5 protein-coding genes are annotated in these 6,932 nt (G+C 66.1%); 1 reads left to right on the top strand and 4 read right to left on the bottom strand.

Annotated elements, in window-relative coordinates; all coding sequences use genetic code 11:
• Positions 1-639: LLM class flavin-dependent oxidoreductase (locus WDA27_09465; GenBank protein ID MFA5891160.1), on the top strand; the 639-nt coding region annotated here is incomplete at its 5' end.
• On the opposite strand, the gene WDA27_09460 is transcribed toward WDA27_09465, so the two are convergent.
• From WDA27_09460 to WDA27_09445, 4 genes are read right to left on the bottom strand one after another with little or no spacing between them, the layout of a single operon-like run.
• On the bottom strand, positions 636-1,862 hold the full coding sequence (locus WDA27_09460; GenBank protein MFA5891159.1) for a glycosyltransferase: 1,227 nt from the start codon (positions 1,860-1,862) through the stop codon (positions 636-638). The genes WDA27_09465 and WDA27_09460 overlap by 4 nt on opposite strands.
• 48 nt (positions 1,863-1,910) lie before the next feature.
• Entirely contained in the window at positions 1,911-3,182 is a 1,272-nt protein-coding gene (locus tag WDA27_09455) for a glycosyltransferase (protein MFA5891158.1), read from the bottom strand.
• Positions 3,164-4,489, bottom strand: a complete 1,326-nt coding sequence (locus tag WDA27_09450) for a glycosyltransferase family 4 protein (protein MFA5891157.1) — start codon at positions 4,487-4,489, stop codon at positions 3,164-3,166. Before WDA27_09450 ends, WDA27_09455 begins: the two co-directional genes overlap by 19 nt.
• A 14-nt stretch (positions 4,490-4,503) precedes the next feature.
• Positions 4,504-6,885: a glycosyltransferase gene (locus WDA27_09445; protein MFA5891156.1), complete on the bottom strand. Its 2,382-nt coding sequence runs from the start codon at positions 6,883-6,885 to the stop codon at positions 4,504-4,506.
• Positions 6,886-6,932 lie beyond the last annotated feature (47 nt).

Below are 6,932 nucleotides of genomic sequence, written 5' to 3'. Positions count from 1 at the left end.
CGGCTTGAGGAGCTTGTCGATGTGCTCCGGCTCGCATGGGGTCCGGGGAGGTTCACGTATCAGGGACGGCATCTGTCCTTCACGGACGTCGAAGTGACGCCCAAGCCCGCGCGCCCGATTCCGATCTGGCTCGGCGGGGCAGCGGAACCGGCGCTTCGCCGAGCCGCTCGCATCGCGGACGGGTACTTCCCGCCGTCCACGGCGGGCGTGTCGGACATCGCCGCGCGCGCCGAGCAAGTGTTGCAGATGCGTCATGATGCCGGCGTCGAGGGCCCTTTCGGGTACGGAGTGTTCCTCCCCGTCGGGATTGGTCGCGATGCCGACGACGCCTGGGCGTCGATCCGCGACGGAGTGCTTCACGTGCGCGGCTCGTACATGTTGTGGGGCCGGGGCGAGCGCGACGTCTCCGGCGCGCGCGATGCGGCCCTACCGTTTGAGGCAGAGGTTCGCGCGTCGTGCGTCGTGGGGACGCCGGCTGAGGTTGCCTCTCAACTTCGCCCCATCGCCGAGAAACTGGACGGCCTAGATCTTGCCGATGTGTTCACTTCCGTGGTCTTGGTGCCGCCGGGGATGACGCGCGCGCGGGCCGCGGAAGCGATCGAGCGGTTCGCGACCGAAGTCGTTCCGCGCCTGGGCTAGCCGACTGCGCCGGACTCGCCGAGCGCCGCGTAGATGTCGCGAAGCACATCTTCTTGTGCTTCCCACGTGTAGCCGGGGGCGGCCGCGAGCGCGCGCTCCCGCATGGCCGGCAGATCATCGGAATCGACGATCTCGCGCACGGCCAGCGCGATGGACAAGGGATCGACCGCGTTGAACAACGCGCCGATGCGGTGGGTCTCGACGACCCGGCGAATGTCGGGTAAGTCGCTTCCCGCGACCGCAAGTCCGGCGTGGAGATACTCGAACAGTTTGTTTGGTGCGGCCAGCACGTTGTTGAGGCCGACGGGAAGGTAGGGCGCAATTCCGATGTCGGCGCCTGCCACGACCGCAACGACTTGGTCGTGCTCGACGACCGGTATGAACTCGATCCGGTCTCCGAGGTTCTCCTGCACAGTGATCGCGCGAAGTTCGGATTCCAGGCGGCCCCACCCGACCATCGCAAGGCGGAATCCATGAAGGTGTCGCATCGCGCGTACGAGGTTCTCGAGTCCGCGGTTTCCGGTGAACCCTCCCGAGTAGACCAGCAGCCGTTCTCCCGGCCGGCGAAGAGCAGCGAGGGGACTTGCGGCCGGATCGGGCGCCGGGCCGGCCGGTGGGCAGTTCATCACGACCGATGGCCGAGGAATCCGGTAGCGGCGCGCCATCTCGTCTGCCCGCGATTCCGAGGGCGTGATCACGACGTCGGGTGTGCTGATCAACCTTCGCTCGATACGCGCCCAGCGCGCGCGCTCGGCCTTTCCGAGTCCGGTCAGTTCCGGGTACAACTCGTGCGCGTCGTACACAAGGCGCGCGCGGTGGCGTCGGGCGGCGCGCGCGGCGGCTTGCAGCGTGTTGAGGTCGTGCGCGTGATAGACGTCGGCCGGAGTGGCCAGCGCTGCCGTCGTCAATTGTCGAGTGACCAGAATGTCGCGGAAGGTCGTCAGGGCGTATGGCCGTCGCTGCGTGGGGATCTCCCCGGCGGTGGACGCGGGAGTCGCAGCCTGTGTCGGCAGCGGCGCGCGTCCGGTGACTCGCCGGACCCAGCCCGGCACGGGTTCGACTCTGTGAATCGCGAACCCGTCGCGCGCTTCTGAGGCGGACGCGCCCGGCTCAGCTGTCGCGATCACCGTTAGTTCGTGACCTGCCCTTGCGAGCGATCCTGCTTCCTTGAGGACGCGAGGGTCGCGCACGCAGGAGTTGCGGACGATCATGCACACGCGCATGCCTGCGAGGCTATCAGTCGGAAGAATGCGGCGAGCGAACCGGCATCGCTACAGGTTCGCGTACAAGTCCAGCAGGGCGCGTTCTTCGTCTTCCCACCGGTGGATCTTGCCGGCTGCGCGTGCCGCCTCGGCGGCGGCGTCGTGGCGCGCGGCGAGCGATTGGATGGCGGCTGCCACAGACGCCGGGTCGGAGGGATTGCAGACTTCGCCGCAGGAGTGCGCGCGCACGAACTCGCCGATTTCCTCGTTGTCCGAGCAGATCAGTGGGACACCGACGGCGAGATACTCGAACAGCTTGTTGGGCAGCGAGTACCGGTGGTTCAGGCACGTATCGACGAGGAGTGAGGCGCCGCACCAAGCTCCGGCCGTCCAGCTCAACAACTCGGAGTGAGGGACCGACGCTCGGAACTTGACCCGCTCAGCGAGCCCGAGGGAGGCGACGAGTTGCTCCAATCCCGGGCGCAGCCGCCCACCGCCGAGCATCAGAAGCCCGAAGCCTTCGTCGAGAGACGCAAAGGCTGTTATCAGCGCCTCGAGTCCGCGGTCTCGTTGCATGTTCCCTTGGTGCAGGACAACTCGCGTGCCGGGTGGGAGGCCGATCTCCGCGGCGATGTTCACGGGAGCGATCTCGCATGATCCCTCGGGGACGTTTCGGACGACTACCGGCGTCCGAATCCCGTAGGTTTCGGCCGCCCACCGCGCGCGCATCGGCGTTGTGTGGATCACTGCATCGGCGCGTCGGATGAGGCGTGCTTCGAACCGCGAAACGCGTGCCGGATCTTGCACCGTGGGAAGACCCGGAGAGATCTCGTGGGAGTCGTAGACGAGTTTCGCGCGACGTACACGCGCGGCCCATGACGCGGGGGCGAGTGTGTTGAGGTCGTGCGCGTGAACGATGTCGGGACGTGCGGCGGCGGTGGCCAGCGCCATGCGCCATTCGATCGCCCAGCGTTGTGTGATCGCGGGGAGAAGGTTGAGCGCGCGTCCGATCCACAGGGATGCGCCGCGGATCGCGAGAGCCGGGAGCCTGCCCGGGAGCGACCCCGAGGAACCATCGTGGTGCCCGGAACGCAGGCGCCCGACGGCGCGCCCGGCGACAGAAGTGATGAAGTCGAATCCGGGGCGGCGGCGACTCACCCTGCGGATGCGAAACCCCTTGCGCTCTTCCCTGCGGACGGTCCGCGCCGGTTCCCATATGGCGATGATGGTGACGTCGTACCCGGCGCGCGCAAGGGCTGCCGCCTCACGTTCGACGCGTGGATCGAACTCCAGCGAGTTGCGCACGAGCATGCAGACGCGCTTCACGACTTCACCGGCCATCGGTCGGCTGGGATCAGTTCTCGATAGATCGCGAGCAAGCGCTTGGATTCAAGTTCCCAGTTGAGTTCGCGTGCAGCCGCGCGCGCGTTCGCCTTCATGCGCTCAAGGCCTTCTGTGTCGGCCAGCAGTTCGTTCACGCTGCGTGCGATCGCAGCAGGATCCGATGGGTCACACACGATTCCCACTTGGTTGCCTTCCACCACCGACCGCATCTCGGGGAAGTCGCTCGCAACGACGGGGAGGCCCGCGTGGATGTACTCGGTGAGCTTGTTGGGCAACGAGAGGTAATACGAGAGGCAGAAGTTCTTGATCAGCGCGAAGCCGATGTCCCCGGTTGCCAGAACGCCGACGAGTTGTGCGTGGGGAACGAGGCCGTGGAAGACGACGCGGTCGGCCACCCGGCGGCTGCGCGCGCGCTCCTCGAGTTCGCCGCGGTACGCGTCGTTTCCCGGGCCGACTACAACAAGAGTGCCGTGTTTGATCAGCGGCATCGCGTCGATCAGTTCCTCTAGTCCGCGGTGGGTCTGGACGCCGCCCACGTACATCAGGCGGGGGCGAGGTACATGTCCGATCGCATACGCCGCTGCCGGCTCCACGCGGCTCGTCGTTGCCGGGAGGTTGCGCACGACGTGCACCTGCCGCACGCGGTAGCGGCGTTGCATATGTTGGGCGATCGAGTCGTTGACCGTCACGACCGCGTCGGCGCGCCGAGCCCAATAGCGATCCGCCAGTTCCCCAACAAAGGTCTTGATGGGTCCGGCGTCGGCTCTCTTGCGATGTGGCCACAGCTCATGGGAGTCGTAGATCAAAGGGGCAGGGTGAATCCGACGTGCGACCCATCCTGCAAGCACGGTGTTGAGATCGTTGCAGTGGTAGGCGACCGGGTGCAATCGCCCGGCTCTGCGCCCGGCCTCCCTTGCGTAAGCGACGTTCTGCCATGTGCGATTCAATGGGAGCAGGAGCGCGCGCGCGGATTTACGCCCGGTTCCCACAGGCTGAAGACTCGTTTGCGTCTGAGATCGCTCCCGCGGGGCAGAGACGTCTGTTCCGGCGCGCGCAGGCTTTGGGCGGCGGACGAGAGTCGCGAGGGATCGGGTAACGAACCGGGCACTCCGATGTATCGGCGTTTCGACGTTCACGCGCGCCACCAGGTGCCCGTCCTCCCATGAGTCGCTCGCCGGGGCGCCGACCGCCGCAACCGCGAAGACGGTTGTCTCGAAGCCTTGCTCTTGGAGGCTGGAACATATGCGCGTGACGCGCGCATCGTGATGGAACTGATTGCGGACGAACACGCAGATTGCCGGCACGGTCTTCCCCGAACTCAGCCGGAAACCTCCGATGGTGAGACTGGGGATCGCGGGGCCGAGAGGCGAAGCCCTCGCTCTGAGAGCAAATTCTCGTACAGATCGCGGTATCGCTCGGCGTTTCGCGTCCATGTCCGTTCGCGGGTAACCCAGTCTCGTGCTGCGGCGCCCATCTGATTCCGCAATTCCGGATCGCGAACGAACACCTCTGCCTGCGCGGCGAGACTCTCGGGATCCTCAGCTACGAACGAGAGGCCGCGTTCGCCTGGTGCTGCGATCTCTTCGAGGGCGGTCACATTGCTCACTAGGAGCGCTCGCTGCATCGCCATCGCCTCAAACGGCTTGAGTGGTGTGACCAGCCGACACACGCGAAGGTTCTTGCGGGGAACGACGAAGACGTCGATAAGGGAGTAGTACTCGAGGATCTGATCGTGAGGTACCCGGCCGGTGATTCGCACGTGTTCGGTGATTCCGAGTTCACCGGCAAGGCGTCGCAAGGGCTCCAACTCGGGTCCGTCTCCGACCACGAGTCCCGACACGGCCACGCCGCGCTGGAGCAAGACCGCGATTCCGCGCAGCAGTGTGTCGACACCTTCGTAACCGCTCAGACTGGAGATGTAGCCCAGGACGGTGCGGTCGCCGGGCAGACCGAGGTCGCGCGCGAGCGCGTCGTTGCGTGCACGCGGCGTGAAGTGCTCCACGTCTACGGCGTTTGGGATGATCCAAATCCGATCCGGGTCGATACCGCGGCCGGCGATCTCCTCTTTCATTACCTCTGCGAGAGTCACGATGCGATCCGCGCCTTGCATGCACAGCGTCTCGGCGCGCAGGCGCCCTTCGTAGAACTCCGTCCCGAGCGCGTCGTCCCTACGCGATGCCCACGAGTCCTCCTGGAAGCCGCGTACCTCATACACCATCGGGATGTTGAACCGGCGTTTCAGTGCTAGTCCGACCATCGCGTTGAAGTAGCTCGACGCGGGTTGCAGCATCGCCGGCCGTACTCGCTGAACGACCTTCGCGGCTTCCGCCGCGTACCGCTCCAAGTACTCGTCCTTAGGGAGTTCGGCATAGTTGACGATATCCGGAAGCTCCAAACGGTAGTGCGGGACGCCGCCGACCGTCTCGAGGGGCTCGTACTCGTGAACGCCGTCGATCTTGGGGAACCCGAGGCGCGTGACCACGATCGGGTCGAGGCCCGCGTCTCGTTGCGCCGTCACCGTGTACATCGATCGCACCGTGTAGCCCGACTGCCGGTGCGGGAGGGTGCGCTCCAGCAGGTGCAGCACCCTGTCGGGCGCAGCAGGCTGCAGCGTTTCAGGGATTCCCGGAACCGTCGGAATCCAGTCTCCCGTCAACGTGCGCATCAGCCCGGACAGATGCCGCTCGCGTCGTTCGAATCGCGAGTCGTCGCCGCGCGCGCGCGCGTCTTGCAGTGATGCGAGCGCCGCCGACAGATTGCCCATGCCTTGGAGCGCGTTCGAGCGCAAGTAGTGGTTCCAAGGATTGCGCGGATCGATCTCGATAGCTCGATCGGCGTGGGTGACTGCCTCCTCGTATCGACGGAGGTTTAGGAAGGCCTTAGCGAGCAAGCGTGGCTGGTCCTCCGGCGACACCCGTTTCCGGATGAGAGCGATCGCGTCATCCTGACGGTCGGTGTCCAGGAACGCCGAGACCATCGACTCGACAACTGCGCGCGACGCGGAGGGCGAGCGCAAGCTCCGGTCCAGTAGCTCAAGCGCGCGCTCGGTGTCCGCCGAACGGCGGAGAACGCTGCCAAGCAGTTTGACGTAGGAAGCCTGTCCCGGAGATAGCTCGACCGCCCGCGCCGCGTGCGGCAGGGCGTCGCCTCCCGACATCAGCAGGGCGCGCGCGAGGGCGTGGTGAACTGCGGCATCTCTTGGTCGTCGCCGTGTTGCGATTGCCAGCCTTTGCGCCGCCGTCGAGAAGTCGCCCGACGCCAGTGAAACCATGCCTGCGATCCGCTGGACGGTTCCAGACTCGGGAGATCGCCGGGCGGCCTCGTTGGCCGCCGCTACTGCCGCATCAATGCGTTCTGCTCGCCGGTGAGCCTCGGCTTCGATTGCGAACCCCGCACCCGACTCCCCACGTTCTTCGCGAAGGTCGTGCGCGATCTCTCGTGCGACCTTTTCGCGACGGCGCAACGCGGCAAGGCCGCGCGCGAACGCGATGCGACTGGTGATGGGAAGTCTCTCGTTGCCCGAGACAACGATGCTTGCCAGGTTCAGCCCAGCCGAGAACATGCGCGCGGTGCGCGAGCGGCGAAACCGGGCGGAAGCGCGCGATGGATACGTTGCCAGCTGCCTGCGAGAGCCGCGGTCGACAAGGGCGCGCGCGGCGAGTCGGGCTGCAGTCTTGGTCGTCGAGGAGATATTGGTCACGGTTGCGGTTTCTCGCGGCCAATCATGCTCGAGCGTACGTGCGCGAG

The sequence above is a fragment of the Actinomycetota bacterium genome, from assembly GCA_041658565.1.
Lineage (GTDB): Bacteria > Actinomycetota > AC-67 > AC-67 > AC-67 > JBAZZY01.
This window is presented reverse-complemented; position numbering and strand designations above follow the sequence as displayed.